At 64.2% G+C, this 26174-nt stretch carries 25 protein-coding genes; 17 read left to right on the forward strand and 8 right to left on the reverse strand.

Going from position 1 to position 26174, the window contains the following annotated elements; all coding sequences use genetic code 11:
- The first annotated feature begins 20 nt into the window (after positions 1-20).
- From ACETII_RS11600 to ACETII_RS11610, 3 genes are all read left to right on the forward strand, one after another.
- Positions 21-1556, forward strand: a complete 1536-nt coding sequence (locus ACETII_RS11600; protein WP_472788154.1) for an efflux transporter outer membrane subunit — start codon at positions 21-23, stop codon at positions 1554-1556.
- Between the two features lie 106 nt (positions 1557-1662).
- The gene (locus ACETII_RS11605; protein WP_363346058.1) at positions 1663-2382 is read left to right on the forward strand and encodes a response regulator transcription factor; all 720 of its coding nucleotides are present in this window, start codon (positions 1663-1665) and stop codon (positions 2380-2382) included.
- An 11-nt stretch (positions 2383-2393) separates the two neighbouring features.
- Positions 2394-3761: an ATP-binding protein gene (locus ACETII_RS11610; protein ID WP_472785579.1), complete on the forward strand. Its 1368-nt coding sequence runs from the start codon at positions 2394-2396 to the stop codon at positions 3759-3761.
- A gap of 79 nt (positions 3762-3840) precedes the next feature.
- Here ACETII_RS11610 and rpsD read toward each other — a convergent pair whose 3' ends face one another.
- The 4 genes from rpsD to rpsA form a co-directional block, all read right to left on the reverse strand.
- Entirely contained in the window at positions 3841-4458 is a 618-nt protein-coding gene (gene rpsD / locus ACETII_RS11615; RefSeq protein WP_363346062.1) for a 30S ribosomal protein S4, read from the reverse strand.
- A gap of 281 nt (positions 4459-4739) precedes the next feature.
- Positions 4740-5102 carry a hypothetical protein gene (locus ACETII_RS11620; RefSeq protein WP_363346064.1) on the reverse strand — a complete coding sequence of 121 codons (363 nt, stop codon included), beginning with the start codon at positions 5100-5102 and terminating at the stop codon, positions 4740-4742.
- Between the two features lie 79 nt (positions 5103-5181).
- Positions 5182-6120 (reverse strand): hypothetical protein, encoded by a 939-nt coding sequence (locus ACETII_RS11625; protein WP_472785580.1) that lies wholly within the window; start codon positions 6118-6120, stop codon positions 5182-5184.
- Positions 6121-6312: 192 nt separating this feature from the next.
- On the reverse strand, positions 6313-8058 hold the full coding sequence (rpsA, locus tag ACETII_RS11630) for a 30S ribosomal protein S1 (protein ID WP_363346068.1): 1746 nt from the start codon (positions 8056-8058) through the stop codon (positions 6313-6315).
- 406 nt (positions 8059-8464) lie between these two features.
- On the opposite strand from rpsA, the gene ACETII_RS11635 reads away from it, so the two are divergent.
- From ACETII_RS11635 to ACETII_RS11660, 6 genes are all read left to right on the forward strand, one after another.
- Positions 8465-8707 (forward strand): hypothetical protein, encoded by a 243-nt coding sequence (locus ACETII_RS11635; protein ID WP_363346070.1) that lies wholly within the window; start codon positions 8465-8467, stop codon positions 8705-8707.
- A gap of 85 nt (positions 8708-8792) precedes the next feature.
- On the forward strand, positions 8793-9020 hold the full coding sequence (locus ACETII_RS11640) for a hypothetical protein (RefSeq protein ID WP_363346072.1): 228 nt from the start codon (positions 8793-8795) through the stop codon (positions 9018-9020).
- A gap of 84 nt (positions 9021-9104) precedes the next feature.
- Positions 9105-9950, forward strand: coding sequence for an MNIO family bufferin maturase (bufB, locus tag ACETII_RS11645; protein WP_363346074.1), 846 nt, complete (start codon positions 9105-9107; stop codon positions 9948-9950).
- Positions 9947-10768, forward strand: coding sequence for an HvfC/BufC family peptide modification chaperone (locus ACETII_RS11650; RefSeq protein ID WP_472785581.1), 822 nt, complete (start codon positions 9947-9949; stop codon positions 10766-10768). The genes bufB and ACETII_RS11650 overlap by 4 nt, the downstream gene beginning before the upstream one ends.
- Positions 10769-10840: 72 nt before the next feature.
- Positions 10841-11920: an XdhC family protein gene (locus ACETII_RS11655; protein WP_472785582.1), complete on the forward strand. Its 1080-nt coding sequence runs from the start codon at positions 10841-10843 to the stop codon at positions 11918-11920.
- A gap of 2 nt (positions 11921-11922) precedes the next feature.
- Positions 11923-12525, forward strand: a complete 603-nt coding sequence (locus ACETII_RS11660) for a nucleotidyltransferase family protein (RefSeq protein ID WP_472785583.1) — start codon at positions 11923-11925, stop codon at positions 12523-12525.
- Here the strand turns inward: ACETII_RS11660 and ACETII_RS11665 are convergent.
- The gene (locus ACETII_RS11665) at positions 12512-14677 is read right to left on the reverse strand and encodes a xanthine dehydrogenase family protein molybdopterin-binding subunit (protein WP_363346082.1); all 2166 of its coding nucleotides are present in this window, start codon (positions 14675-14677) and stop codon (positions 12512-12514) included. The two genes, ACETII_RS11660 and ACETII_RS11665, sit on opposite strands and share 14 nt — an antisense overlap.
- Positions 14678-14688: 11 nt before the next feature.
- Complete coding sequence (locus tag ACETII_RS11670) at positions 14689-15138, reverse strand: (2Fe-2S)-binding protein (RefSeq protein WP_472785584.1); 450 nt, start codon at positions 15136-15138, stop codon at positions 14689-14691.
- A 278-nt stretch (positions 15139-15416) separates the two neighbouring features.
- Between ACETII_RS11670 and ACETII_RS11675 the strand changes: the two genes are divergently transcribed.
- The 7 genes from ACETII_RS11675 to ACETII_RS11705 all read left to right on the forward strand — a co-directional run bounded on the left by ACETII_RS11675 (position 15417) and on the right by ACETII_RS11705 (position 21056).
- On the forward strand, positions 15417-15806 hold the full coding sequence (locus ACETII_RS11675; protein WP_363346086.1) for an HU family DNA-binding protein: 390 nt from the start codon (positions 15417-15419) through the stop codon (positions 15804-15806).
- A 230-nt stretch (positions 15807-16036) separates the two neighbouring features.
- Entirely contained in the window at positions 16037-17194 is a 1158-nt protein-coding gene (locus ACETII_RS11680) for a 4Fe-4S dicluster domain-containing protein (protein ID WP_472785585.1), read from the forward strand.
- A complete protein-coding gene (locus ACETII_RS11685; RefSeq protein WP_363346090.1) occupies positions 17181-17642 on the forward strand; it encodes a cyclic nucleotide-binding domain-containing protein in 462 nt (153 codons plus the stop codon). The genes ACETII_RS11680 and ACETII_RS11685 overlap by 14 nt, the downstream gene beginning before the upstream one ends.
- Entirely contained in the window at positions 17635-18492 is an 858-nt protein-coding gene (locus ACETII_RS11690; protein ID WP_472785586.1) for an FAD/NAD(P)-binding protein, read from the forward strand. Before ACETII_RS11685 ends, ACETII_RS11690 begins: the two co-directional genes overlap by 8 nt.
- 1 nt (position 18493) lies before the next feature.
- Positions 18494-19285 carry an NADH-quinone oxidoreductase subunit B family protein gene (locus ACETII_RS11695; protein WP_363346094.1) on the forward strand — a complete coding sequence of 264 codons (792 nt, stop codon included), beginning with the start codon at positions 18494-18496 and terminating at the stop codon, positions 19283-19285.
- Complete coding sequence (locus ACETII_RS11700; RefSeq protein WP_472785587.1) at positions 19260-20552, forward strand: Ni/Fe hydrogenase subunit alpha; 1293 nt, start codon at positions 19260-19262, stop codon at positions 20550-20552. Before ACETII_RS11695 ends, ACETII_RS11700 begins: the two co-directional genes overlap by 26 nt.
- A gap of 6 nt (positions 20553-20558) precedes the next feature.
- Positions 20559-21056, forward strand: coding sequence for a hydrogenase maturation protease (locus ACETII_RS11705; RefSeq protein WP_472785588.1), 498 nt, complete (start codon positions 20559-20561; stop codon positions 21054-21056).
- On the opposite strand, the gene ACETII_RS11710 is transcribed toward ACETII_RS11705, so the two are convergent.
- Positions 21035-22063, reverse strand: coding sequence for a UDP-glucose--hexose-1-phosphate uridylyltransferase (locus ACETII_RS11710; RefSeq protein ID WP_472785589.1), 1029 nt, complete (start codon positions 22061-22063; stop codon positions 21035-21037). The two genes, ACETII_RS11705 and ACETII_RS11710, sit on opposite strands and share 22 nt — an antisense overlap.
- A 12-nt stretch (positions 22064-22075) precedes the next feature.
- A complete protein-coding gene (gene galK, locus ACETII_RS11715; protein WP_472785590.1) occupies positions 22076-23236 on the reverse strand; it encodes a galactokinase in 1161 nt (386 codons plus the stop codon).
- A 175-nt stretch (positions 23237-23411) separates the two neighbouring features.
- Between galK and ACETII_RS11720 the strand changes: the two genes are divergently transcribed.
- Positions 23412-26171, forward strand: coding sequence for a glycoside hydrolase family 2 protein (locus ACETII_RS11720; RefSeq protein ID WP_472785591.1), 2760 nt, complete (start codon positions 23412-23414; stop codon positions 26169-26171).
- Positions 26172-26174: the final 3 nt, after the last annotated feature.

Below are 26174 nucleotides of genomic sequence, written 5' to 3' on the forward strand. Positions count from 1 at the left end.
TCGAAAGGCGTTGGTTGTCGATGCGCGGCGCGGCGCTCGCAAGCGCCATCGCGCTTGGCGCTGGATCTCTTTCCGCCTGCTTTCCTGTCGGCCCCGACTTCGCCTCGCCGACGTCGCCCGAGGCGCGCCATCTCACGCCGGAACGCCCGTCTTCCCCTGGCGACGGGCAGCGCTTCGCGGAAGGCAAGGACATTCCGGCCGAGTGGTGGCGGCTGTTCAAATCCCCTGCGCTCGACGCGCTGGTGCGCGAGGCGCTGCAAAACAATCCGAGCCTGCAATCCGCCGAGACCGCCGTCCGCTTCGCTTATTTCACGGCTGAGGCGCAAAAAGGCGGCTTCTTCCCTCAGCTTCTCTTCAACTCCAACGACAGCACCAATCTTCAGTCCAACAACAGGTCGCTTTCGAGCATCAATCAGGTCATTTTCAATCAGCTCTATCCGTCCCCCGCCAATGTTCTTTACAACGCGCCCTCGGTGAACACCCAGAACCCGCCGACCGCCAATTATGCGCTGCTGCTCAAGCAATTCACCGTGAGCTACACCCCCGATATCTGGGGCCAGAATCTGCGTGCGGTGGAATCGCTCGTTGCGCAGACCGAGGAGCAGCGCTGGCAGTTCGAGGCGGCGCAGCTTGCCCTGACCAGCAATGTCGTCGTCGCCGCGATCCAGGAGGCTTCGATCCGCGGGCAGATCGAGGCGACGAAGAACATCCTCACGATTCTTCGCGAGTCGCTCGAGATCCTCAACCGGCAATATTCCTTCGGATCCATCGCCAAGGCCGACGTCATCGCCCAGGAAGCCGCGCTGGCGCAGGCCGAGCAGACGCTCCCGCCGCTTGAGAAACAGCTCGCGCTCCAGCGCAATCTTCTTACCGCGCTCGCGGGGCGCCTTTCCTTCGAGGGGCCGGGCGAGAGCTTTGAGCTGTCTCACTTCGCTCTGCCGGCGACCGTTCCGGTCAGCGTTCCCTCGCAGCTCGTGGCGCAGCGGCCGGACATCAGGGCGGCCGAGGCCAATCTCCATTCGGCCACTGCGGCGGTCGGCGTCGCCGTCGCCAACCGCCTGCCCAATCTCACGCTGTCCGGCAATCTTGGCGCGAGCGCGTTCAAGGTCGCCGAGCTCTTCACGCCTGGCACCGGCCTTTACATGGCGGCGGCGAACGTCACCCAGCCGATTTTCGACGGCATGACCCTTCTCAACAAGCAGAAAGCGGCCGAGGCGCAGCTCCAGCAGGCCGATGCGAGATACCGCGAAACCGTCATCAACGCCTTCCAGAACGTCACCGACGCGCTGCGCGCGCTGCAATCTGACGCCAAGGCCGTCACCACCGCCCGCAAGGCCGAGGACGCCGCCAAGCGTAACCTCGACATCGTGCGCATGCAGATGAAATACGGGCAGGTGTCGCAGATTGCGGTCCTCTACGCGCAGCGCGCCTATCTGCTGGCGTCGCTGTCGCTGGTGCAAGCCGAGGCCACCCGGCTTTCGGACACGGCCGGGCTGTTCATGGCGCTGGGCGGCGGCTGGTGGAACCGGGAGCCAGAGGTCGCACGGGCTCAGTAGTTTCTGCTTTGTGTCTCGACCGTGGTCGCCCGCCACAATTTGGGGACATGCGCCTGCAGAAAGGGGTATAGCGGGGCATAGCTCGTAGAATTGGCGCGACGATGAGATGACCACCCGCACCTCCATTCTGCTCGTCGAGGACGACGCCGAAATCAACCAACTGATCACGCAGTATTTGGAAAAGCACGACATGGACGTCGTCGCCGTCTCCAACAGCGACGCCATGGATACGGCGCTTTCGAGCCGGGCTTTTGATCTCCTGCTGCTCGATCTCAACCTTCCAGGCGAGGATGGATTTTCAATCTGCCGGCGCGTCAGAGCCCAACAGACCCTTCCCATCATCATCGTCACCGCCAAGGGCGAAGACGTGGATAAAATCCTGGGACTCGAAATGGGGGCCGACGACTATGTCGTGAAGCCCTTCAACTCCCGAGAGCTGTTGGCCCGCATCCGCGCCGTCTTGCGTCGCGCCGAGACGCGCAATCGCGTCGGCGCCGGTCTTCCGCGCCAAACCTATCATTTCGCAGGTTGGCGCATAGAGCTTCTCTCCCGCGAGGTCGTTTCGCCCAAGGGGATCAAAGTCGCGATGACGGGGGCGGAGTTCGATCTTCTCCATGCCCTGTGCGAGAACCCTAATCGCATTCTCACCAGAGACCAGTTGATCAACCTCACACATGGACCAACGTCCGGTCCTTTCGAGCGAAGCGTGGACGTTCTGATCAGCCGGCTGCGACAAAAGCTCGAGAAAGACCCAAAAAATCCGGTGATCATTCTCACTGTGCGGTCGGAGGGCTACATGTTCGCGGCTTCGGTGACGCGCTCATGAATTTGCAAAGCATGGTTGCGCGTTTGGGTCCCGACCGGCTCGCCGGACAGATTACCTTGCTGATCCTCGGCGCGATCGTGACCTTTCAGACGATCGTGCTTGTCGCCTTTCACCTGCTCGACGTCGAGGGACGTCGCCATATCGTCGATCAGACGGATTTCGTCGCCAGCATCATCCTCGCGGTCGACGCCGCCCCCGTCGACGCGCGGCGCCATCTCCTGGACGAGTTCGCCCACGCTGTTCCCTTCGCCAATATTCACATTCGGCAGGAGCGTCCCGCCTCAGTGGACCTCGACGACCGGGAGCTCTCGAGGGAGATTCGCGCCGTCAAATCGGACCTCTGGGCCGACGCTGAGGTTTTCGCCGCGTCAGCGCCAGAGGGCGGCGCGCCCGGCGTGCTGGCGGCCGCCTTGCGCAAGGGGGGTTACGCGCTCATTTCAATTTATCAGCATCGCAAGCCGCCGCGATCGGTGTGGCGATGGTTCTGGGAGCCGGAGCCTGGGACGCCCTTCTTCCTGACGCCTTGGGCGTTGTCGGCCATTCTGTTTTTCCTGTGCACCACGGTTCTCGTCGTGTGGGCGTCGGACGGAATCGTCGCGCCCCTCGTAAGACTCGCGCGGCACGCTGAACAATTCCCGGATCGTGGCGAAAGCGATGATCTCTTCGCCGAGCGCGGCCCCATGGAAGTGCGGGAGCTGACGCGCGCCGTCAACAGAATGCAGGAACGCATCCGCTCCATGATCGCGGCGCGCAGCCGCGTCCTCGCCGCCGTCAGCCATGATCTCAAAACCATCATCACTCGGTTGAACTTGCGGACGGAGCTCGTCTCCGAACCCGATCTGCGGGCGAGAATGATGCGCGACATTTCCTTGATGGACGCGATGCTTCGGAAAAACCTCGAGCATTTGCGCGCCGAAAGCGACCGCGCAGACTATTCGCTCGTCGACATCGACAGCGTTCTCCAGACAGTCGCGGATCAGTTCGCCGATCTGGGCTACAAAGTGAATTATCGGGGCGGCGCCCATTATATGATTCTCGGCTCTCTAACCGAAATGCAGCGTGTTTTCACCAATCTGGTCGAAAACGCCATCCACCATGCCGGGGCCGTCGAGATCGACGTGCGCCCGATCGGCGAGGAAGGTCTGCAGATCGACGTGATGGATGACGGCCCCGGCATACCGGACAGTGAGAAGGCGGCGATCTTCGAGCCCTTCGTTCGCGGCGAGCCGGGCAGGACAATCAGCAATCACACCGGCTTCGGGCTCGGCCTGTCGATCGTTCGCGCGCTCGTCGAGCATCACGGCGGCGGGGTCGAACTTCTCGATCGCGAACCGCACGGGCTCATCGTTCGCGTCGTGCTTCCCTTGCAAGACGGCTGAGCGCGCGGCTTCCTGCAAAAGAAAAGGCGCCAGCATGTCGCCATGCTGACGCCGACGTTCTGTGTGCGCTGATGGAGGATCAGCGCGAATAGAATTCGATCACGAGGTTGGGCTCCATCTGGACCGGGTAGGGCACTTCCGTCGCATGGGGGACTCGGGAAAGCTTGGCGGTCATTTTGGAGTGGTCGACGTCGTAATATTCGGGCACGTCGCGCTCGGCGAGGCCGACCGATTCGAGCACCGTCACCGCCTGCTTCGAGGCTTCCTTCACTTCGATCACATCGCCGACCTTCACGAGGTAGGACGGGATGTTGACGCGGCGGCCGTTGACGCGGATGTGCCCGTGGTTGACGAACTGACGAGCCGCGAAGACCGTCGGCACGAATTTGGCGCGATAGACGATCGCGTCGAGGCGGCGCTCCAGGAGGCCGATCAGATTGTCGCCCGAGTCGCCCTTCATGCGGATCGCTTCGGCGTAATATTTGCGGAACTGCTTCTCGGAAATATTGCCGTAGTAGCCTTTCAGCTTCTGCTTCGCCTTCAGCTGCGTGCCGTAGTCGGAGAGCTTGCCCTTGCGGCGCTGGCCATGCTGGCCGGGGCCGTATTCACGGCGGTTCACCGGGCTCTTCGGGCGGCCCCAGATGTTCTGCCCCAGGCGGCGGTCGAGCTTATATTTGGCTTCTGCGCGCTTCGTCACTTTACTCTTGTCCTCTCATGGTCGCGTCCAGCGGCGAGAGGCGAAAAGACGAAAGCGCGCGGTCAGGGCCTTTGCCCTGGCGCCTCATCGAACCGCGTCTCCCGCTGGTCCCGGCTGCGCCGGGGTTGGGAACGCGCCCTCCTCTGCCGGATATCCGGCCGACAGGCGCTCGGTAGGAGCGCCACGGGTGCTCGCCCGGCGCGAATATTTCGCGTCAGGCTGACCGGGGAGCTAAACGAAGGCGCTCCCCGAGTCAAGCGATTCCCTGAAGATCCGCCGTCTTATGGCAGCCAATCGATCGGAAAGCCTTCGTCGTAGGGGACGATCATATCGGCGTTGTAAGGCGGACGCTGCGGCAGGGTCTCCTGCATGTACCAGCTGCGCTGCGCCGTCTGGACAGGATCCTTGTTGTAATAAGTCTGCTGCAGCATGTAGCGATTGGTGCTGCCGACCGGCACCTTCGTGCCCGGATCGAGCCAGCTGCGGCGCTCGACGTCGATCGTGCGCCCGTTCGAGGCGAGCAAAGCGTCGTTCGAAACCGAGTAGGCCGGCGGGCGATAGCGCGATTTGGCGAGCGCGTCTCCGCCCGCGGCCATTGCGACCAGGCAGGCGAGGCCCACCGAAAGCTTAAGTCCCTTGCGCATCTCCATCCTCTTCAGGCTCAAACGCTTCGATCTCATCATATAGGATCGGACGGCAAAGCGATACGCCTTCGGCCTTGGTTTAGTTATTTACGGTTTCAGCTTGCGCGGCCCCCGCCTGCGCCACGGGGCGGGCCTTTCTCGCCTGCGCCGCGGGCTTCGCCGGCTTTGCGCGGCTTACGGCGGCCTTACGCGGGATCGAGGCGGTCATGTCGTCGCGTGACACGTTACAGCCCTTGCCGCGCGCGATCTCGGCGTTGAGAAAGAAGTCGTTCAGCGCCTTGTTGTCGCTTCCCGAGGAATAATTCAGCCCGTCGAGGATGCAGGCGAAGGCGACCCGGTCGATCGGCTTCGCCGCCGAGCCGCAGACGACGCCCGCGATCTCCAGGGGAACCTTGGCGTCCACGAGCCGCGCCGCAAGGCAGGCGCGTTCGGCCGCCTCGACGCCCTCGCCGCCGGGCTGCGAGAGGCGGATGTCGGCGGCTTCGAAAGCGCCGAAGCGCGTCGAAAGCGTCGCGCGCTGACCGATCTTCGCGACATTGAGGCCCGCGTCGCGGGCGTGGCGGGTCATGTCGAGGAAGAAATCGGTATGCGTCGCCGCGGGATCGAGCTCAGGGTGGACGTCGACGCGCAGGAAGGGGGCGCCCATGGCGAACTGGCCCACGGTCAGCCGGTCGATTCGCGGCCCGCCGTCCTTGGCGTCGCCGACCGTGGCCATCTTTTTCTCCCGCGCGAATTCGGGGGCCTCGATATCGAGGCTGGCGACGGCGCTCGCCGCGGCCGGCTCCGGCTCGACGCTCGCCTTGGCCGAAATTTTGGCCGGCGCTTCCGCCGTGGCGGGCGCGCCGGCGTCGGCCAGAGGCGAGGAAGGGACGGGGTGGCGCGCAAAAAGCGCCGCCATGGCGAGAATGAGAGAGGCCCCGACGCCCATGCCAAGCGCGGCGCGAACGCCCCTGGGTCGCGCGCGGATCGGGCCGAGGGCCGCCGTGGCGTCGTCTTGGTCGAAAGTGTTCGCACGCATCACGCTACTCCGGCGTCGCGCGTTCAAGCGCATGTTTACAACAACCGTATGTTGCGTGCTTTTCAGAAAACTAAGGTTAACGAGCGGCGCCGCCTCGCCTCGTGGTTAACGCAAGGTAAAATCGCGCCAAGGCAGAAAAAAAGCCTGCGCGTGGTCCGCGCAGGCTTTCTGTGGTCTCGCTGACGGAGAGGATTATTCCTCGCCCTTCTTGCCCTTCTTCGGTCCCTCTTCGCGGGCCTTCAGGGCCGCGCCGAGAATGTCGCCGAGCGACGCGCCGGAATCGGCCGAGCCATATTGAGCGATGGCTTCCTTCTCCTCCGCGACTTCGAGCGCCTTGATCGAGACGGCGACCTTGCGCGCCTTGCGGTCGAAGAGGGTGACGCGGGCGTCGACCTTTTCCCCGACGGCGAAACGCTCGGGGCGCTGGTCGGCGCGGTCACGGGCGAGTTCGCTGCGCTTGATGAAGGTCGTCAGATCAGTGCCGGCGATCTTCACGTCGATGCCCGAATCCTTGACCTCAATCACTTCGCAGGTGACGACGGCGCCCTTCTTGACGTCGCCGCCTTCTTCGCCGCCGCCCACGGAGGCGAAGGGATCGCCCGCAAGCTGCTTGACGCCGAGCGAGATGCGCTCCTTCTCGACGTCGACGTCGAGAACCTGAGCGTTGATCACGTCGCCCTTCTTATATTCCTCGATGACCTGCTCGCCCGGACGGTTCCAGTCGAGGTCGGAGAGATGGACCATGCCGTCCACATCGCCATCGAGGCCGATGAAGAGGCCGAACTCGGTCTTGTTCTTGACCTCGCCCGAGACGGTCGAGCCCACCGGATGCTTCTCGGCGAAGGCCTCCCACGGGTTCTGCAGCGTCTGCTTGAGGCCCAGCGAGATGCGGCGCTTGACCGGATCGACCTCGAGCACCTGAACGTCGACTTCCTGGCTGGTCGAAACGATCTTGCCGGGATGGACGTTCTTCTTGGTCCAGCTCATCTCGGAGACGTGGACCAGACCCTCGATGCCCGGCTCCAGCTCGACGAAGGCGCCATAGTCGGTGATGTTGGTCACGCGGCCGTGGAACTTCGCGCCGATCGGATATTTGGCCTCGATGCCCTGCCAGGGATCCTCGAGCAGCTGCTTCATGCCGAGCGAGATGCGGTGCGTCTCGTGATTGATCTTGATGATCTTCACCTTGACGGTCTGACCGATGGTCAGCACCTCGGACGGATGATTGACGCGCCGCCAGGCGATGTCGGTGACGTGCAGCAGGCCGTCGATGCCGCCGAGATCCACGAAGGCGCCGTAGTCGGTGATGTTCTTCACGACGCCGTCGATCACCTGCCCCTCTTCGAGGTTGGCGACGATCTCGTGACGCTGTTCGGCGCGGCTCTCTTCGAGCACCGTCCGGCGCGAGACGACGATATTGCCGCGGCGGCGATCCATCTTCAAAATGTGGAACGGCTGCGGCACGTTCATCAGCGGGCCGACGTCGCGGATCGGACGGATGTCGACCTGCGAGCGCGGCAGGAAGGCCACGGCGCCGTCGAGATCGACGGTAAAGCCGCCCTTGACCTGATTGAAGATGACGCCCTCGACCTTCTCATTGGTCTCGAAGGCCTTTTCGAGCTTGACCCAGCTCTCCTCGCGGCGCGCCTTGTCGCGCGAGATGACGGCCTCGCCGAGCGCGTTCTCGACGCGCTCCAGATAGACCTCGACCTCCTCGCCGACCTGCGGCGCGGGATCGCGGCCATAGCCGGTGAATTCCTTGAGGGGCACGCGGCCTTCGGTCTTCAGCCCGATGTCGATGACGGCGACGTCCTTCTCGATGGCGACGACGCGCCCCTTGATGACGGAACCCTCGAAAGCCTCGTTATCGCCGTAGCTCTGTTCGAGCAGGGCGGCAAAATCTTCGCGCGTGGGGGCGCGATCGGTCGTGGCGGACATTTTTTCTCCTGGGGGCCCCGGTCGGGGCGGCGCCGGCGAAAGGTTTGCGTTACGGTCGGTTTTCGACGATCGGAACGTCTCAGCGCCGCGCAGGGCGCGAGGAGACGAAAAGTTCGCTGTCGCGAACTGGCCGGCGCGGCCCGAAGGACGAAAACCAAGTGGTTTGCGCGGGAGGAAAAACCCCTTCGCGCGCCTGCTATCTATCAGCGCGCGGCGCTCGCGGCAAGCGCCGCCGCCGCGGCTTTGTTGCTGCATTGCAGAATATGAGTTATTGCAGTGCGACAAGCCTTAGCATTCATCCCGCGCCAGCTCGTTCGCCATTTGGCCAAAATCTGCTAGCGAAAGCGGCGCCAGCTGCTAATCTCCCCGAGCGGCGAAACGATGCAGCCGCACTCTGGAGAACTCAATGAAGGCAAAGATATTCGGCGGCGCGGCGGCCGCCCTTGCCACGGTAGCCCTTGCGCTCGGCGCGCCCCCGGCGGAGGCCAGGCACAAGGCGCACCGCGCCCCCAAGGCGGCGGCCGAGAAACACAAATGCGGGGGCAAGAACGGCTGTCCGGCCATGAGCAAGACTGAGGACAAGGCCCCGGCGCCCGAGAAGCCCGCCGACGCCAAGCCGGCGGAGTCGAAGCCGGCCGAGGGCAAGTAATTCCCTTTCGGCGCCACGTCTTCCCGGAGACCCGGGAGGGGCGCCGTTTCAGCCCGGACGAGGGCGTTTTGCAGAGGAGAAACTTATGAAGACCAAGGTCGTTTCCGGTTCGGCGCTCGCCGCCGCCGCTTTCGCGCTCGCCCTCAACGGCGCGGCGGTCGCGCCGGCCCATGCGCATGTCTCGGCCACCCACGCCAAGTCCCACTGCGGCGCCAAGGGCACCTGCCATCACAAGGCCCGCTGCCACCACAAGGCGCAGTGCCATCACCACAAGGGCCACTGCAATATGAAGAGCAAGTGCCACTCCAAGTAACGGTCGTGCGCCGGACCCCCGCGGGTCCGGCGCAAGCTCTCTCGCCTGAGGCGGGGAAGTGGTTTTTCAGGCGGGAGAATTCGCATGCAAAAGCCTGCGCCGCTGGGATATGGTCTCGGGCTGAGGCCCGTCTATTTCGATGAAATCATGTCGACCCGACCGCCGGTCGACTGGTTCGAAATCATTTCCGAGAATTACATGGTCGAGGGCGGCCGTCCGCTGTCCATGCTCGACCGTATCCGCGCCGACTACCCCGTCGTCATGCACGGCGTCTCCATGTCGCTCGCCTCGACCGATCCGCTGGATTTCGCCTATCTCGCCCGGCTCAAGGAGCTTATCGAGCGCGTCGAGCCGGCCTGGGTCTCCGACCATGTCGCGTGGACTGGCGTGCACGGCCTCAACCTCCACGACCTGCTGCCGATCCCCTACACACGCGAATCGCTCGATCATATCGTCGAGCGCATCTGCCGGGTGCAGGACTATCTGAAACGCCCGCTCGTCGTCGAAAACGCCTCGACCTATGTGTCTTTTGTTTCTTCCGAGATGAGCGAGCAGGAGTTTGTGCGGGAGATGGCCGAGCGCGCCGATTGCCTGCTGCTCCTCGACATCAACAATATCTTCGTGTCCAGCTTCAATCACGGCTTCGACGCCGAGGCCTTTGTCGACGCCGTTCCCGTCGAGCGCGTCGTGCAGTTCCATATGGCCGGCCATACCGACAAGGGCACGCATCGCGTCGACACGCACGACCAGCCGGTCTGCGACGAAGTCTGGACCCTATACGAACGGGCGCGCCGCCGTTTCGGCGACGTCTCCGCAATGATCGAGCGGGACGACAATTTCCCGCCCTTCTCCGAGTTGCTCGACGAGTTGCAGCGCATGCGCGACATCGACGCCCGCCTGGCGGCGGAAAGGGCCTTGAGCGCCGCATGAAGCTTTCGGACTTTCAGACCCTGTTCCAGGCGCGCCTGCTCGCCGGGCCGGGCGAGGGCGACGCGCCGCTCATCGCCCAGCTGCGAGAATCCCGGCGCGGCGCGGCGCGGGACGAGCTGCTGCATGTCTATCAGTCGGGCTACCGCGTCCGGCTGGAAAGCTTTCTCCACGAGGACTACCCTGGCCTGCGCGCCCTTTTGGGCGAGGAGCGCTTCGAGACGCTCATCGGGGACTATGTCTCGGCTAACCCGCCCAAGGATCGCAACGCCCGCTGGTATACGACCGGCCTGCCAGATTACATTCGCGCGCATCCCCAATGGCGGGAGGATGGTCGGGTTTTGTCCATGGCGCTCTTCGAGCGGGCCATCGTCGACGCCTTTGACGCGCCGAACGCCGAGCCGTTGACCATTCAGGCGCTCGCCGGCTTCCCCGCCGAGCAGTCGCCCCGTCTCGTTTTCGGTTTTCACCCGAGCCTGTTCGTGCTGCAGCTCGCCCCGGGCACATTCGCCGCTTATCAGGCGATGAACGGGGAAAGCCGAGAGAGCGACGAGGATGCGCCCGAGGCCCAGGAGCGCGGCGGCGGGGAGGAGTTTGAAGCCGCGGCCGTTTGGCGTTGCGACGAGGAGTCGGTTTTTCGCGAACTTGATTCGGATGAGTATTTGGCCCTGAACGAGGCGCGGGCAGGGCGCGCCTTCGGCGACATCTGCCAAATGGCCGCATTCCAACAAGCCGGCGACATCGAGCCGGAGCGGCTGGCGCAATTTCTCGCGAGCTGGTTCGAGGACGGCATGGTCACGGGCGCCACGCTTCAGGCGTGAGTCGTCCCGCGCATCCCCTATATCCATAACGGTCCGCGGCGAGAGCCGCTGGCCAGCCCGTAGAGGCGATCCGTGACCCGCTCGAATCTGTCCGCGCCTGTCGACGAAAAAGAGATCCTGCGCCAGGCGCAAAGCTGGCGGCGAGAAGGCCGCGGCGTCGCCATCGCCACAGTGGCGGAGACCTTCGGCTCCGCGCCGCGCCCGGCGGGATCGCATCTCGTTGTCGAGGAGGGCGGCCTGTTTTGCGGCTCCGTCTCCGCGGGGTGCGTGGAGGGGGACGTCATCGCCGCCGCCCTCGATTGCATTGCCGACGGGGCGCCGCGCGGTCTCGAATTTGGGGTCGCCGACGAGACGGCTTGGCGCGCCGGCCTCTCTTGCGGGGGGCGGATCGTCGTCTATGTCGAACGCGTCGACGACGCCCGGTCCGCTTTGCTTTCCGAGATTATCACCGAGACCGCCGCGAGGCGGCCTTGCGCGCTGCTTGTCTCGCCCGATGGCGGCGCGGCTCGCCTTCTGCGGGTGGCGGAAATCGCCGACGCCACTTTGGAAGTCGCGCTCGGCGCGATGTTGCGGGCTGGCGCGAGCGGCCCGGTCGACTCGGGGGGACGGCGGCTTTTCGTGCGTTTCTACGGGCCTGGGCCCCGGCTCATCCTCATCGGCGCCGTGCATGTGGCGCAGGCGCTCGCCCCCATGGCGGCAATAGCGGGCTTCGACGTCGTCATCGTTGATCCGCGCGCCGCCTATGCGGCGCGAGAACGGTTCCCTGGCGCACAGCTCGATCTGCGCTGGCCGGACGAGGCGTTGCCTGCGATCGGCCTGGACGCTTACACCGCTGTCGCAGCGCTGACCCATGACCCGAAAATAGACGATTCGGCCTTGCGACTCGCGCTCGCGTCCGACTGTTTCTATGTCGGGGCCCTCGGCTCGCGTGCGACGCACGGCCGGCGACTTCAAAGGTTGACGGCGAACGGCGTCCCCTCAGCCGCCATCGAGCGGCTCCGCGCCCCCATTGGGCTCGACATCGCCGCCGTGAGCCCGGCGGAAATCGCCGTGTCCATCCTCTCGGAGCTCATCCTCGCGCGCGGGCAAAAGCCGCTGCGCAGCGTGCAGGCGCCGGAGCCGGCCGGCCGGCTCGTAAGCTGCGGCGCTTGAGCGTGACGTCGTGGATCAGCGTCGTTCTGCTCGCGGCCGGGCGTGGTTCTCGTTTCGGCGGGGCGAGCAACAAGCTGCTCGCCGATTTCGATGGGCGGCCGCTCGTCAGGCGCGCGGCCGAGGCGGCGCTCGCTTCGCGGGCCCGCGACACGATCGTCGTGACGGGCCATGGCCGGCCGGAGATCGAGGCGGCGCTCGCGGGGCTCCCGCTGTCCTTTGCGCATAACCCCGACTTCGCTAGCGGCCTCGCCTCTTCATTGCGCAAGGGTCTTGCCGCGGCCGCCGCTGCAGACGCCGTCATCGTGCTGCTCGCGGATATGCCGGGCGTTTCGTCGGGGCTGATCGACGGGCTGATTTTTGCCTTCGAGAAAGCGCCCGAGGCCCCGGCGATCGTTCCGGTGCAGGGCGGCCGCCGCGGCAATCCGGCTTTGCTCGCCAAGAGCCTGTTCCCGCGCCTGATGGCGCTCGAAGGCGACGAAGGCGCCAAGCGCCTGCTGAGCGAGCTGGACGGCGTGATCGAGCTCCCAGTGGACGACGACGTCTTGAATGACGTCGACGTCCCAAGCGATCTCGACCGTCTCCGCGGCCAGATCAGGCGAAGCTGATCTGTTGGTCCTTTAGCGGCGCGGATCGGATGCGTTTGCCGGTCGCCGCAAAATAGGCGTTGAGCACGGCCGGCGCCGCAACGCAGATCGTTGGCTCGCCGACCCCGCCCCAAAAACCGCCGCTCGGCGCCAAGACGCTTTCGACCTTCGGCATGTCCTTGAGGCGCATCGAATCGTAAGCATCGAAATTCTCCTGCTCGACCCGCCCGTTCTTGACGGTGATCCCGCCGTAAAAGAGCGCGGAAAGGCCGAAGACGAAGGAGCCGGCGATCTGGCGCTCGATCTGCGCCGGATTGACGACATGGCCCGGGTCCGTCGCGGCGACGATGCGGCTGATCTTGATCTTGTTGGCGGGCGACACCGTGATCTCGGCGACCGCGGCGACAAAGCTGTTGAAGGCCATGAAACAGGCGACGCCGCGATAGACGCCTTCGGCCGCGGGCTGCTCCCAGCCGGCCCGCTCGGCGACCGCCTCGACGACGGCGCGCTGTTTCGGCTGTTTCGCCAGGAGCTGTTTGCGGAAGGCCACCGGATCTGCGCCCGCGGCATGGGCCAGCTCGTCGATGAAACATTCAAGATAAATGGCGTTCTGGTTGATGTTCACGCCGCGCCACCATCCAGGCGGCACGGGCGGATTACGCATGGCGTGTTCGATCAGCAAATTGGGCAGGTCGTAGCCGAACTGCGCCTCGCCCGTCGCCGCCAGCCCCTGGAAAACGGCCGGATCGACGCCATCCTTGACCCATTGGGGCCTGACGCTCGCGGAAATCGACTGCCCCGAAATGCGCATGCGAAGGCCGGTCACCCTGTTGTCGGCGTCGAACGCCCCGACGAGCCGGCATTGCGTGACCGGATGATAGGCCCCATGGGTCATATCCTCTTCCCGGGACCACAAGAGCTTCACCGGCGTACCCGGAAATTCCTTTGCGATCAGCGCTGCCTGACGCACATTGTCCATGAAGAGACGCCGGCCGAAGCCGCCGCCCATCATCACCCGATGAACGTCGCATTTCTCGATCGGAAGCCCCGTGGCCTCGGCAATCGCCTGGCGGGCGGCTTCCTCGTTCTGCGTGCCGGTCCAGACCTCGCATTTCTCGGGCGTATAAAGCGCCGTCGCGTTCAGCGGCTCCATCGCGGCGTGGTTCTGATGCGGATAGCTGTAGACAGCTTCGACGATCTTCGCCGCGCCGGCGAGCGCCGCCGGCGCATCGCCTTTCTTGTGGCCCACGACCGCGGGCTGCGCGGGATCGAGCCCCTCGGCGAGCCATTTCGCCGTGTCGGCGCTGGAGGTCTTGGCGTTGGCGCCTTCGTCCCAGACCATCGGCAGCGCGTCGAGCGCAGTTTTGGCGCGCCACCAGCTGTCGGCGACGACGGCGACCGCATTGTCGCCGACGCGCAGGACTTTCTTGATCCCCTTAAACCCGGCAATCTTGTTTTCGTCGAAGCTTTTCAGCGTTCCGCCAAAGACGGGGCAGGCCTTAATCGCCGCGTTCAGCATCCCCGGCAGCTTGACGTCGATCCCGTAAATCGTCTTGCCGGTTGTCTTGTCCAGCGTGTCGAGACGCTTCATCGCCTTGCCGGCGATCTTCCAGTCGCGAGGATCCTTGAGCGGAACGTCGGCGGGCGGCGCGAGTTTGGCCGCGGCTTCCGCCACCTTGCCATAGGTCGTGGAGCGGCCGGAGGCGGCATGGACGATGACGCCTTTGTCGACGCTGCATTCGGCCGCCGGAACCTTCCAGGCGTCGGCCGCCGCCTGAATCAGCATGTGTCGCGCTGCGGCGCCGCCTTTGCGCATGTAGTCCTGCGACGCGCGCACGCCCATGCTGCCACCCGTCACGAAGTCGCCCCAGACGCGGCCCCGCGCGGCGCTCTGGCCGGGCGTCGGAAATTCGGTCGTGACTTTGGACCAGTCGCAATCGAGCTCCTCCGCAACGAGCTGGGCGAGGCCGGTCAGCGTCCCCTGTCCCATTTCGGCGCGCGCGATGCGGATGACGACCGTGTCGTCCGGCTTGACGACGATCCAGGCGTTGATCTCCGGCGCCTCGGCTGCGTCGGCGCGCAAAGGCTCTGCGAGGCCCAGCGAGAGGCCGCCGCCGAGCGCTGCGCCGCCGACGACGAAGTTGCGCCGGTTCATGGGGAAGGCGTTGCTCATGCCGGTCTCCTTCAGGCCTTGGCCGCGGCGTGGATGGCCTCGCGCACCTGTTGGAAGGTCCCGCATCGGCAGATATTGGTGATGGCGGCGTCGATCTCGGCGTCGGTGGGTTGCGGCTTTTCCTCGAGCAGGGCGGCGACAGCCATGATCATGCCGCTCTGGCAATAGCCGCACTGCGGGACGTCGACGTCGATCCAAGCCTTTTGCACGCGATGCAACAGGCCGTTTTCGGCAAGGCCTTCGATCGTCGTCACGCGACGGCCGGCGACCTCGCCGACGGTCACGGCGCACGAGCGGACGGCCGCGCCATCGACATGGACCGTGCAGGCGCCGCAGGCCCCGATCCCACAGCCATATTTTGAGCCGGTCAGCCCGAGACTCTCGCGAACCGCCCAGAGCAGCGGCGTGTCTTCTTCGACGTCCAACGTGACCGATTTTCCGTTGACGACCAGGACTGTCATTGTCGCCGCCTCCCCGCCGCAGAGCCTGTCATTTGCTGCGAAAGGCTAGCAAACAAAGGGGATGGGGCCAAGGCGCGGGCGCGCCGCCGGCCTCTCGAGACCGCCTGTTTTGAGCCGCGTAAGAGCGGCGCGCCCCGCGGCGCCGTGCAAAAATGAGGGCAAAACATAAGCGAATGTGACGGTTCGATTGCGAATCATTATGTAAATCGTTAGCAATTTGCTCTGTTGGCTCAGGCTCGCAGCATGTGGCGGCCGATCGCGACGAGGAGAGAATTCTGATGGCCAAGGCAAAAACCACCAAGGCTGCCGCGACCACGAAGGTCAGCAAGGCCGAGGCGCCCGCCGTTCGTCCGGTGAAGGAAACCATGACGAAATCGGCGTTGATCAATTATATCGCCGAGCAAAACGACCTTCCGCGCAAGACGGCCGCGGCCGTCTATGCGACGCTCGAAGGGGTTTTCCTCGGTTCGGTTCATCCCAAAGGCGTGGGCGAATTCACCCTGCCGGGTCTCCTGAAAGTGACGCTGCGCAAGGTGCCGGCGCGCAAGGCTGGCACGCTCGTGCGCAACCCGGCGACGGGCGAGATGGTTAAGGCCGCCGCCAAGCCCGCGAGCGTGCGCGTTAAGATCCGCGCGCTTTCGAAGTTGAAATCGGCGGCCTCGAAGTAAGAACGCAGTCCGCCGGGCGACTTTGTCGCATTGGCGTAGATTTTCGCGCCGGCGCCCGAACCTGGGCGGCGGCGCTGATTTTTTGTGAGTCGCCGCCTCCGCGATCGCCGCGCTCCGGCGTCAAGCTTTCGTAACAAAGCGCAAGCAAGGTCTCTCCCCTCTTATTTCTCGCGGCGAATCGCCGATAGCGACTTGCCGATCAGGACGCCTTCGCACAGAATCCCGATCCAATGCACGAGATCACTCCCCGCCCGGAGCCGCGCGTCATCGACGCCGGCGGACTACAGGCGCTCATTGACCTGTTGCGCCAGCAGGGCCGCAGAGTCATTGGCCCGGCCGTGAGCGACGGCGCGATCGTCTACGACGAAATCGAGGGCGTCGCCGACCTGCCGAGAGGCTTTACCGACGAGCAGGAGCCGGGGCGCTACGCCTTGGCGCAGCGCGACGACGGGGCGTTGTTCGGCTATGCGGTCGGTCCGCATTCGTGGAAAAAATTTCTTCATCTCCCGGCGCTGCGCCTCTGGCGCGCCGTGCGAAAAGGGACCGAGGTGACGGTCGAGGCTGACGCCCCGAGCCCACAGAACGTCGCCTTCCTCGGCGTTCGCGCCTGCGAACTCGCCGCCATCGCCATTCAGGACCGGGTGTTAATAGGCGGCTCCTACGTCGATCCACATTACGCCGCGCGGCGCGAGGGCGCCTTTCTCGTCGCCGTGAATTGCGGCAAGGCGGGCGGAACCTGCTTTTGCGTGTCGATGGAGGCAGGCCCCAAGGTCACGCGCGGTTTCGATCTCGTGCTCACCGAACTGCTTTTTGAAAGCGCCCATCTCTTCCTGGTCGAAGCAGGGTCCCAGGCGGGGGCGGAAGCGCTCGCGCAACTCCCGGGCCGCGCGGCGACCGAGGAAGAGCTTGACGCCGCCGAGGCTGTCGTCGCCCATACGGCGGCGACCATGGGGCGCGACATGCCGGCTGAAGACGTGCCCGCGCTTCTCATGCGCAACCTTCAGCATCCGCGCTGGGAGGAGGTGGCGCAGCGCTGCCTGTCCTGCGCCAATTGCACGATGGTCTGCCCGACCTGCTTCTGCACGACGGTCGAGGAGCACAATGATTTATTCGGCGTCGAGTCGTCGCGCGATCGGCGCTGGGACTCCTGCTTCACTATGGATTACTCTTACATCCACGGCGGAGCCGTGCGGCCGAGCGTGTCGTCCCGCTACCGCCAATGGATGACCCATAAGCTCGCCACCTGGCACGAACAGTTTGGAACCTATGGCTGCGTCGGCTGCGGCCGCTGCATCACCTGGTGCCCGGTCGGCATCGACATCACCGAAGAGACCCACGCCATCAGCGCGAGCGAAAAAGCGGGAGGGCACTGCCTTGGAGAACCTTGAACGCATCCTCTCCGAGCATCCCTTTTTCACCGATCTCGACAAGGGCTTTGTCGCCCTTGCCTGCGGCTGCGCCAAAAACGCGCGTTTCGAGGCAGGGCAGTTCATCTTCCACGAAGGCGAGGCGGCGGATCATTTTTATTTGCTGCGAGAGGGGCGCGTGGCGCTGCAAATTTCCGCGCCGGGGCGGGGCGCCAGCACCTTCCTCACGCTCGGCCCGGGCGAAGTGTTCGGCGTTAATTGGCTTGTGCCCCCCTATCGATGGACCTGCGACGCCAGGGCGCTCGACGGCGCGCGCGTCATCGCCATGGACACGCTTTGCCTGCGCAATAAATGCGAGGCCGACCATGACCTCGGATACGCCATCATGAAGCGTCTCATGCCCGTCTTACTCGAGCGCCTGCATGCGACGCGGCTTCAGTTCCTCGACCTTTACGGCGCTCATGTCTGACACGGCAGGTGTTCTCAAGCCCGCCTCCGCCGCGCCCCCAATGGCGCCGCGCGTCGCCCATGTGCGGCGCCGCCGTCACGATGCGCCCGACGCCTGGACCCTCGAACTCGAAATGGCGGACGGCGCGCCTTTCAATTACGCGCCCGGTCAGTTCAACATGCTGACGGCCTTCGGCGTCGGCGAAGCTGCGATCAGCGTGAGCGGGGACCCCGCCATAGGCCCGCTCATCCATACGATCCGCGCCGTCGGCCCCGTTTCGCGCGCCCTGACCAAGCTTGCGCCAGGGGATCCGATCGGCGTGCGCGGACCGTTCGGCGTCGGCTGGCCGATGGCGCAGGCAGAGGGCAAGGACGTCCTTCTTGTCGCCGGCGGCCTCGGGCTCGCGCCGCTGCGTCCTGCGCTCTACCGCCTCCTCGGCGAACGCGCGCGCTATGGCAAGGTGACGCTTCTCTTTGGCGCCCGTCGGCCGGACGACATTGTCTTCCGCCGCGAGGTCGAGAGCTGGCGCGGGCGTTTCGACATGGAAGTCGAGGTGACCGTCGACCACGCGGGCCCCGAGTGGCGCGGCCATGTGGGCGTCGTCACTGGATTGATTTCGAGACAGGCGTTCGACCCCTCGGCGACAATCGCCATGGTGTGCGGGCCGGAAGTGATGATGCGTTTCGTCGCGATGGCGCTCGTTGACCGGGGTCTTTCCGAGGACTGCATCTATCTCTCGATGGAGCGCAATATGAAGTGCGCAATCGGCCACTGCGGGCATTGTCAGCTCGGCCCGACCTTCATTTGCCGGGATGGGCCGGTGTTCACTTTCGCACGTCTGAACCCCCTGCTTGCCGTCAAGGAGCTGTAAGATGGCGCACCGAAAGCCGCGCCTCGCCGTGTGGAAATTCGCCTCCTGCGACGGCTGCCAGCTCAGCCTGCTCGACTGTGAGGATGAACTGCTCGCGATCGCTGGGGCGCTGGAGATCGCCTATTTCCCCGAGGCTACGCGCGGCGACGTGACGGGCGTCTACGATCTTTCGCTCGTCGAGGGGTCGATTACGACCCCACATGACGCCGAGCGAATCCTGGACGTTCGTCATCGCTCGAAGAAGCTCGTGACCATCGGCGCCTGCGCCACGGCGGGCGGCATTCAGGCGCTGCGCAACTTTGCCGATGTGCGGGAATATGCATCGGTTGTTTACGCGCATCCCGAATATATTGAAACGCTCGCTACCTCCACGGCCATCTCACAACACGTGCCGGTCGATTTCGAATTGCGCGGCTGCCCGATCAACAAGGGCCAGCTGATCGACGTTGTCTCGGCCTTTCTCACCGGCCGCCGCCCGAATACGCCCGCGCAAAGCGTCTGCATCGAATGCAAGTTGAAGGGCAATGTCTGCGTTATGGTCGCGCGCGCGGTTCCCTGCCTGGGGCCAGTGACGCACGCGGGCTGCGGAGCCTTATGTCCCTCCTATGACAGGGGCTGCTATGGATGCTTCGGTCCAAAGGAGACCCCCAACGCGCCGTCCTTGAGCGGCTGGTTCGAGCGCCTGGGGGTGGATGAGAAGGGGCTGCAACGCGTTTACCGCACCTTCAACGCCAACGCGGAACCCTTCCGTAACGAAAGCCAACGCCATGACGCGCAAGACCATCAAGGTTGATCTTCTCGCGCGCGTCGAGGGCGAGGGGGCGCTGAAGATTGTCGTTCGCGACGGCAAGGTGAAAAGCGCCGAATTCAACATTTTCGAGCCGCCGCGATTTTTCGAGGCTTTCTTGCGCGGCCGGCATTTCGCTGAGACGCCCGACATTGTGGCGCGCATCTGCGGCATTTGCCCCATCGCGTATCAGATGAGCGCCGTGCATGCGCTTGAAAATCTGCTTCGCGTCGAAGTCTCCGGCCCGTTGCGGGACTTGCGCCGGCTGATCTATTGCGGTGAATGGATCGAGTCGCATGTGCTGCATATCTACATGCTGCATGCGCCAGACTTCCTCGGCTATGACGGCGGCGTGCAAATGGCGCGCGACCACGGCGCGGCGGTAACGCGCGGCTTGCAGCTCAAGAAAGTCGGCAACGAAATTCTGCAGCTGCTCGGCGGGCGTGAAATCCACCCCGTGAATGTGCGGGTCGGCGGCTTCCACCGCGCGCCGCGCAAACGCGAGCTCAGGCCGCTGGCTGAAAAGCTGAAATGGGCGCGCGAGGCCGCGATCGAGACGGCGCGCTGGGTGTCAACCTTCGATTTCCCGGAGCGCGAACGTGACTACATCTTCGTCTCGCTGCGGCCCGCGGACGAATATCCGTTCAATGCGGGACGCATCGTTTCGAACCGTGGGCTCGACATCTCCGCCGCCGATTACGACGCGCATTTCGAGGAGACCCACGTTTCTCATTCGACGGCGCTGCATTCTCATCTTCGGGAGGACGGCGGCTCCTACCTCACGGGCCCGCTGGCGCGGTTCAATCTGAATTTCGATCGGCTGTCGCCGCTGGCTCGGGAGGTCGCCGGCGAGATCGGCCTTGCCGCAACCTGCCGCAACCCGTATCGCAGCATCATGGTCCGCGCCATCGAGACGATCTACGCCTGTGACGAGGCGCTGCGCGTCATTGAGACGTATCAGGAGCCGGACCGGCCTTTTGCGCCTGTGGAGACCCGTGCGGGCGTCGGCTACGCCGCGACCGAGGCGCCGCGCGGGCTTTTGTATCACCGCTACGGCCTCGATGCGCAGGGAACAATTCTCGATGCGCAGATCGTGCCGCCAACGTCGCAGAACCAAGCGTGTCTCGAAGAGGATCTCCTCGATTTCGTCGGCGGCTTCCTGCACCTTCCCGATGACGATCTACGGCGTCGCTGCGAGCAGACAGTGCGTAATTACGATCCCTGTATCTCCTGCGCGACGCATTTCCTGCGCCTCGAGATGGACAGGAGTTGAAGCGACGTGCGCGCCTCTGATTCAGTCATGATCATCGGCATCGGCAATCCGGAACGCGGCGACGACCGGGCCGGACGAGAGGTGGCGCGCCGTCTCAAATTGTCGCGCTTTGCGAAGACGCAGGTCCTCGAGACCGAGGGCGAAGCGACGACCTTGCTCGCCTTGATGGAAAAGTCGGCGGTCGTTTTTCTGATCGACGCCTGCGTCTCCGGCGCGCCGCCGGGGACGATTCGCCGCGTCGACCTGACTCGTTCTATATTGCCCGAAGCGCGATATGGCGTATCGTCCCATGGCTTCGGCCTCGCCGAGGCGGTTTCGCTCGCCTCGTCCCTGGGAACCTTGCCAAGGCGTTGCGTTCTTTATGCGATCGAGGGGCGCAATTTCGACGTGGGCGCGCCCGTTTCGCCGACGGTTTCTGCCGCCGTCGACGATGTTGTTTCATCCTTGATCGAAGAGTTGGACGCTCATTACCAGAATCGCCATCAGACTTGCAGCAGCGCGTGACGGAGGCGCTCGGCGGCGCTCTCGGGCGTGATGTCGCGCTGTGGCGAACCAAGCAACTCGAACCCGACCATGAATTTGCGAATGATCGCCGAGCGCAGCAGCGGTGGATAGAAATGCCCATGGAAATGCCAGTGCGGATGCTCGTCACCGTCGCTCGGGCGTTGATGAAAGCCCATCGAGTAGGGGAAGGGCGTTTCAAAAAGACGGTCGTAACAGCGCGTGATCCGGCTCAACATATCCGCAAGAGCGCGAGAATCCTCGGCGTCGAACGCGTCGAGCGCGCTCAAATGCCGGCGCGGGAGCAACATGGTTTCAAAAGGCCAGGTCGCCCAGAAGGGCACTAAGGCGACAAAGCCGTCGTTTGCGCAGATGATGCGCTCTTTCTGCTCGAGCTCGAGGGTCAGATAATCGCACAAGAGGCAGTTGCCGCTCACAGCATGATAGCCGCGCTGGCGCGCCGACTCCTTGACCAGTTCATTGGGTTCGCTATGCGTCGCCCAAATCTGGCAGTGCGGGTGCGGGTTGCTTGCGCCCATCATGGCCCCGCGGTTTTCGAAAATCTGCACTGCCCCCACTATCGGATCCTGGTCGAGCTGCTGAAACTCCTCACGCCACAAGGTTACGACTTTTTCGATCTCGTCGACGCTCATCTGCGACAGCGTGAGATCATGGCGTGGCGAAAAGCAGACGACGCGGCAAACGCCTGGTTCGCCGCGGGCGACGATCAGCCCGTTATTATCAATTTCATCATGCGGGGAGTTGGGCAGGAGCGCGGCAAAATCATTAGTGAAGGCGAAGACATCCTCATAAGCGGGATTGCGTTCGCCATTCGCACGCATATTGCCCGGACAAAGATAACAGCCCGGATCGTAGGCAGGGATGGCGGCTTCCGCCTTTGCTTCCGTCTGGCCTTGCCAGGGACGACTCGTGCGATGGGGCGAGACGAGAACCCACTCGCCTGTCAGGGGATTGAGGCGGCGATGTGAGTCGTGCTGCAGGCGTAGCATCTCGGCGTCCGTTCATAGGCGCGTTGGGCCAACGCCCGCGCCGGGGTAGCAGGAGAAAACCATCGGCGCGAGGCCGGTCGCTTTCTCATAAGCGTGACCGACGCTGTCCGCAAAGGCTTCGGCCGCGCCCGCCTCCACCAGGCTCACCGTGCACCCGCCGAAGCCGCCGCCGGTCATCCGTGCGCCATAGACGCCCGGGGTCTTGCGCGACAGCTCGACCATCAGATCGAGCTCCGCGCAACTGACATTATAATCGTCGCGCAGACTCTCGTGCGAGGCGTTCATCAGCCGGCCTGCCTCGATGAAGTCCTTTCGCTCGAGTGCGGCGACCGCCTCGATCACGCGCACATTCTCTGTCACGACATGCCGCGCGCGGCGGAAGATGAGCGCGGGCAGGGCGGACGCATGTTCCTGCAGTTGCGCAATCGTGACGTCACGAAGCGCTGAGACGCCGCCGAGCCTTTGAGCAAGCAGCCTGACAGCCTCTTCGCAGTCTTTGCGTCTGAGATTGAATTCGCTGCTCGCGAGCTCGTGATGGACCATCGTATTACAAACGACGATGCGCACGGCTGGATCAACGGGTATCGCCCGCGCCTCCAGGCTTCGGCAGTCCAGCAGCATAGCCGCGCCTGCGACGCCATGGCAGGAAATGAATTGATCCATGATCCCGCATCGCATGCCGACGAACTCGTTCTCGGCGCGCTGACAAATTTTCGCTAGCTCCAAGCGGTCGATCGGGTCGTTCGACACGCTGAGCAAGGCGTAGCCGAAAGCGACCTCGAGCGCCGCCGAAGCGGAGAGGCCCGACCCCATTGGCACGGTGCTCAAGACAGCGACGTCCGCGCCCGTGAGCCGATAGCCGGAGTTCGAAAGCTCGACCGCGACTCCCCGCACATAATCGCCCCAGTTCCGCGCCGGCTGCTGAACGGCGTCTAGGTCGAATGACAAATCCGAGTCGAGGTTGAGAGAGTGAACATGGATCAAGCGGTCGCTTCGCGGGGCGATCGCGACATAGGTTGCGAGGTCCAGCGCCGCCGGGAGAACGAAGCCGTCGTTATAGTCTGTATGTTCCCCGATCAGGTTCACGCGCCCTGGCGCGCGGAAAAGCTGGGGTTCGCCGCCGAAGCGGCTCTTGAAGACTTCGGGCAATTCGCTGGCGACGTAGGTGCGCATATTAGTCCTTCTGCGGGCGAAACGCCTAGCTTTCCTTTACAGAAACAGCCGCCGCGCTCAAGGCGGCGTCGTGAAAAATGCTGGCGCTTTTACGTAGTTTCGCGTAGGAGTTTTCAGATCGCGCACATCGTAATATTCGCAGTCGAACATCATCTTCTATTCGACCCTATCTAGTGTGCCAGATTGCTGGCCAGGGAAGACGTCGGTGAAGAAAGCGCGTATCAGCCTGGATGGCATTTGGGAGTTCCAATATCTCGGCGCGAGCGCCTCAGCGCTCGCTGGGATGAGGAACATCCTCGTTCCAAGTCCCTGGCAGGCTCAGTTCCCGGATCTGAGCATGCGCGGCGGCGTGGCGGTTTATCGCCGCGGCGTCGACGTGCCCGCGGACTGGCTCGAGCAGCGCGTCTTCCTCCATTTTGGCGCGGTGTTTCATATAGCGCATGTGTTCGTGAATGGCGCCTTGATCGGCAGCCATGTCGGCGGCTTTTTGCCCTTCTACTTCGACATCACCGACCGCCTGTCGCCGGGTCGCGCTGAGATAGAGGTGCGCGTCGAAAGCCCTACCGACGACCCTGCAGAGTTCCCGCATACGCCTTTCGCGGAGATGCCGTTCGGCAAGCAGAGCTGGTATGGCCCGCTCTCCGGCATTTGGCAGTCGGTGTTTATCGAGCTCAACATACCGGATCGCGTCACCTGCCTGCGCGTCGGCTCGGATCTCGACAGCGGCGAAGTCTCCGCACAGCTGAGGTTCGAGCGCGCGCTGTGCAATCGCACAGAGGCGCTCCTCGAGACGCTTGGGCCTGACGGCGACTGCGTCGCGACGGCCCGGGCTGAACTCGCGGTTGGCGCCGAACATGCGACAATGCGCGCCCGGGTCGACGATCCGCGACCCTGGTCGCCGGACGCGCCCAATCTCTATCGGCTTCGCCTGCGCATGATGCGCGATGGGATGACGATCGACGAAAAGGAGACGAGTTTCGGATTTCGCAAGATCGAAACGCGGGCTGGCAAACTCTTTCTCAACGGCAAGCCCTTCTATCTGCGCGCCGCGTTGGATCAGGACTACTACCCTGACACGATCTGCACGCCTCCTTCTCTCGAGTTCATCGAGGACAGGTTCCGCAAGGCCAAGGAACTCGGCCTCAACGCGCTGCGCTGCCACATCAAGGCGCCCGACCCGCGTTATTACGAGGCGGCGGACCGTCTGGGTCTTCTCGTCTGGGCCGAGCTGCCCAATGGCGGCTATTCAACCGAGCGCTCACGCGAACGCAAGGAAACGACGCTCAAGGGTATTATCGATCGCGACGGCAACCATCCCTCGATCTTCTGCTGGACGCTCATCAACGAGAACTGGGGCGTGGACCTTGTCCACGACGCAAAGCACCGCGCCTGGCTGCGGCGCCTGTACCTGTGGCTTAAGGCCTATGATCCGACGCGCCTCGTCGTCGACAATTCGCCGCTCGCGCCGAGTTTCCATGTGCAAAGCGATCTCGCCGATTATCACTTCTACGCCGCAATCCCAGACAGTCGCCACGATTGGGACCGTTTCGTCGACGCGCTCGCGGATCGTGGCGACTGGCTGTTCAGCCCGGAAGGCGATGCCGTGATCACCGGCGAGGAGCCGCTGCTGTGCTCGGAATTCGGCAATTGGGGCCTGCCGCATCCCGACAAGCTGAGCGATTCGGACGGACGCGAGCCCTGGTGGTTCGAGACGGGACACGACTGGGGCGAAGGCGTCATGTATCCGCATGGCGTCCAGAACCGCTTCCACGACTGGAGCCTCGATCGCGTGTTTGGCAGTTTCGAGGCTTTCATCGAGGCGGCGCAATGGCAGCAGTTTCGCGCGCTGAAATACGAGATCGAGGCGATGCGCCGCCGCCCGGAAATCGCCGGCTACGTGATCACCGAGCTGACCGACTGCCATTGGGAGTCCAACGGCCTCCTCGACATGCGTTCGAATCCGCGCGTCTTCCACGAGCTTTTTCACACGATCAACGACGATACGGTGATCGTGCCACGGCTCGAACGCGCCGCCTTTTGGTCGGGTGAAACTCTGCGTTTGCCTTTGCGCATCGCCCATGGCGGTCGCGACGCGGTTGAAGGCGCGGCGCTCGAGATTTTGTCCGACTGGCCGCAGACGATTTCTCTCGCGCGGCTCGAGGCCGCCAGCGTGCTCGATCTCGGAGAAATCTCAATCGCCTTGCCGGAGGTCGACAAGCCGTGCATGCGGCGCGTCTCGTTCCATTTGCGGATCGGCGACCGCGTCATCGCGCGCAACGAGATTGAGGTCGCGTTGCATCCTCGGCGTTCGGAAAGCCCAAATCTGTCGCTCTGGTCACCGGAGCCGGACGTTCGCGTGCGCCTTCAGGCGCTGGGCTACCGCCTCGCGGCGAATATCGGCGACGCCGATGCCGTCGTCGCTCTGCAGAGTGCGCCTGAGCTTGCCGCCTATGTGCGCGGCGGCGGGCGGGCGCTCCTACTGCCTGATGAGGAAGGGACCCTGACTCCCTTCTTCCCGCACTGGCAAAACGTGAAGGTCGTTGCACGGGACGGCACGCTCTGGCGCGGCGACTGGGCCTCGTCTTTCGCTTGGCTCCGCCGCCGCGGCGCTTTCCGCAGCCTGCCGGGCGGGCCACTGATCGACCATTCTTTCGACCGCGTGATTCCGACTCATGTGATTTCGGGCTGCAATCTGCTCGATTTCCACGCCCGGGTGCATGCGGCGCTGGCGGTCGGCTGGATTCACAAGCCCGTCGGTCTCGCAGTGGAGCGCAACTATGGCGAGGGCCATATTGTCATCTCGACATTCCGCCTGCTGCGGGACGCCCCGGGAGTCGATCCGACCGCGACGGCGCTGTTCGATGCGCTGGTGACAGCCGCTCTCAACAAGAGCGCGACGCCGACGTTGCAAACGCCGAAATTCGAGTCTGCGTAAAGG

This window comes from Methylocystis sp. NC52PC (genome assembly GCF_055698645.1).

Bases quoted from the DNA above. Each gene is read 5' to 3' on its own strand.
- ACETII_RS11600 (WP_472788154.1), top strand. From the start codon at position 21: ATGCGCGGCGCGGCGCTCGCAAGCGCCATCGCGCTTGGCGCTGGATCT.
- ACETII_RS11635 (WP_363346070.1), top strand. From the start codon at position 8,465: ATGAAGGCAAAGATATTCGGCGGCGCGGCGGCCGCCCTTGCCACGGTA.
- ACETII_RS11625 (WP_472785580.1), bottom strand. From the start codon at position 6,120: ATGCGTGCGAACACTTTCGACCAAGACGACGCCACGGCGGCCCTCGGC.
- ACETII_RS11695 (WP_363346094.1), top strand. From the start codon at position 18,494: ATGGCGCACCGAAAGCCGCGCCTCGCCGTGTGGAAATTCGCCTCCTGC.
- ACETII_RS11640 (WP_363346072.1), top strand. From the start codon at position 8,793: ATGAAGACCAAGGTCGTTTCCGGTTCGGCGCTCGCCGCCGCCGCTTTC.
- bufB (WP_363346074.1), top strand. From the start codon at position 9,105: ATGCAAAAGCCTGCGCCGCTGGGATATGGTCTCGGGCTGAGGCCCGTC.
- ACETII_RS11650 (WP_472785581.1), top strand. From the start codon at position 9,947: ATGAAGCTTTCGGACTTTCAGACCCTGTTCCAGGCGCGCCTGCTCGCC.
- ACETII_RS11670 (WP_472785584.1), bottom strand. From the start codon at position 15,138: ATGACAGTCCTGGTCGTCAACGGAAAATCGGTCACGTTGGACGTCGAA.
- ACETII_RS11675 (WP_363346086.1), top strand. From the start codon at position 15,417: ATGGCCAAGGCAAAAACCACCAAGGCTGCCGCGACCACGAAGGTCAGC.
- ACETII_RS11680 (WP_472785585.1), top strand. From the start codon at position 16,037: ATGCACGAGATCACTCCCCGCCCGGAGCCGCGCGTCATCGACGCCGGC.
- rpsA (WP_363346068.1), bottom strand. From the start codon at position 8,058: ATGTCCGCCACGACCGATCGCGCCCCCACGCGCGAAGATTTTGCCGCC.
- ACETII_RS11605 (WP_363346058.1), top strand. From the start codon at position 1,663: ATGACCACCCGCACCTCCATTCTGCTCGTCGAGGACGACGCCGAAATC.
- ACETII_RS11690 (WP_472785586.1), top strand. From the start codon at position 17,635: ATGTCTGACACGGCAGGTGTTCTCAAGCCCGCCTCCGCCGCGCCCCCA.
- galK (WP_472785590.1), bottom strand. From the start codon at position 23,236: ATGCGCACCTACGTCGCCAGCGAATTGCCCGAAGTCTTCAAGAGCCGC.
- ACETII_RS11665 (WP_363346082.1), bottom strand. From the start codon at position 14,677: ATGAGCAACGCCTTCCCCATGAACCGGCGCAACTTCGTCGTCGGCGGC.
- ACETII_RS11610 (WP_472785579.1), top strand. From the start codon at position 2,394: ATGGTTGCGCGTTTGGGTCCCGACCGGCTCGCCGGACAGATTACCTTG.
- ACETII_RS11700 (WP_472785587.1), top strand. From the start codon at position 19,260: ATGACGCGCAAGACCATCAAGGTTGATCTTCTCGCGCGCGTCGAGGGC.
- ACETII_RS11710 (WP_472785589.1), bottom strand. From the start codon at position 22,063: ATGCTACGCCTGCAGCACGACTCACATCGCCGCCTCAATCCCCTGACA.
- ACETII_RS11620 (WP_363346064.1), bottom strand. From the start codon at position 5,102: ATGCGCAAGGGACTTAAGCTTTCGGTGGGCCTCGCCTGCCTGGTCGCA.